The following is a 1,414-nucleotide window of genomic DNA, read 5'->3' as shown; positions in this document are numbered from 1 at the left end:
AACACAGTGGACGCGAGCAACTGAGGACAAGCCCTCGGCCTATTAGTACCGGTCAACTCCACACGTTACCGTGCTTCCATATCCGGCCTATCAACCCAGTCGTCTACTGGGAGCCTTACCCTCTCTAGGAGGTGGGAGTCCTCATCTCGAAGCAGGCTTCCCGCTTAGATGCTTTCAGCGGTTATCCCTCCCGAACGTAGCCAACCAGCCATGCCCTTGGCAGAACAACTGGCACACCAGAGGTTCGTCCGTCCCGGTCCTCTCGTACTAGGGACAGCCCTTCTCAAGACTCCTACGCGCACAGCGGATAGGGACCGAACTGTCTCACGACGTTCTAAACCCAGCTCGCGTACCGCTTTAATGGGCGAACAGCCCAACCCTTGGGACCGACTCCAGCCCCAGGATGCGACGAGCCGACATCGAGGTGCCAAACCATCCCGTCGATATGGACTCTTGGGGAAGATCAGCCTGTTATCCCCGGGGTACCTTTTATCCGTTGAGCGACGGCGCTTCCACAAGCCACCGCCGGATCACTAGTCCCGACTTTCGTCCCTGCTCGACCCGTCGGTCTCACAGTCAAGCTCCCTTGTGCACTTACACTCAACACCTGATTGCCAACCAGGCTGAGGGAACCTTTGGGCGCCTCCGTTACTCTTTAGGAGGCAACCGCCCCAGTTAAACTACCCATCAGACACTGTCCCTGATCCGGATCACGGACCCAGGTTAGACATCCAGCACGACCAGACTGGTATTTCAACGACGACTCCACACTAACTGGCGTTAGCGCTTCACAGTCTCCCAGCTATCCTACACAAGCCGAACCGAACACCAATATCAAACTGTAGTAAAGGTCCCGGGGTCTTTCCGTCCTGCTGCGCGAAACGAGCATCTTTACTCGTAGTGCAATTTCACCGGGCCTATGGTTGAGACAGTCGAGAAGTCGTTACGCCATTCGTGCAGGTCGGAACTTACCCGACAAGGAATTTCGCTACCTTAGGATGGTTATAGTTACCACCGCCGTTTACTGGCGCTTAAGTTCTCAGCTTCGCCACCCCGAAGAGTGACTAACCGGTCCCCTTAACGTTCCAGCACCGGGCAGGCGTCAGTCCGTATACATCGCCTTACGGCTTCGCACGGACCTGTGTTTTTAGTAAACAGTCGCTTCTCGCTGGTCTCTGCGGCCACCCCCAGCTCGAACAGCAAGTGTTCTCACCAGATGTGGCCCCCCTTCTCCCGAAGTTACGGGGGCATTTTGCCGAGTTCCTTAACCATAGTTCACCCGAACGCCTCGGTATTCTCTACCTGACCACCTGAGTCGGTTTAGGGTACGGGCCGCCATGAAACTCGCTAGAGGCTTTTCTCGACAGCATAGGATCATCCACTTCACCACAATCGGCTCGGCATCAGGTCTCAG

General features: G+C 56.0%; 1 rRNA gene. It reads right to left on the bottom strand.

What is annotated here, in order from left to right:
- Positions 1–22: 22 nt before the first annotated feature.
- Positions 23–1,414 (bottom strand): 23S ribosomal RNA (locus AOQ53_RS19560); the annotation flags it as partial.

The sequence above is a fragment of the Streptomyces azureus genome (assembly GCF_001270025.1).
GTDB lineage: Bacteria > Actinomycetota > Actinomycetes > Streptomycetales > Streptomycetaceae > Streptomyces > Streptomyces azureus.
This window is presented reverse-complemented; position numbering and strand designations above follow the sequence as displayed.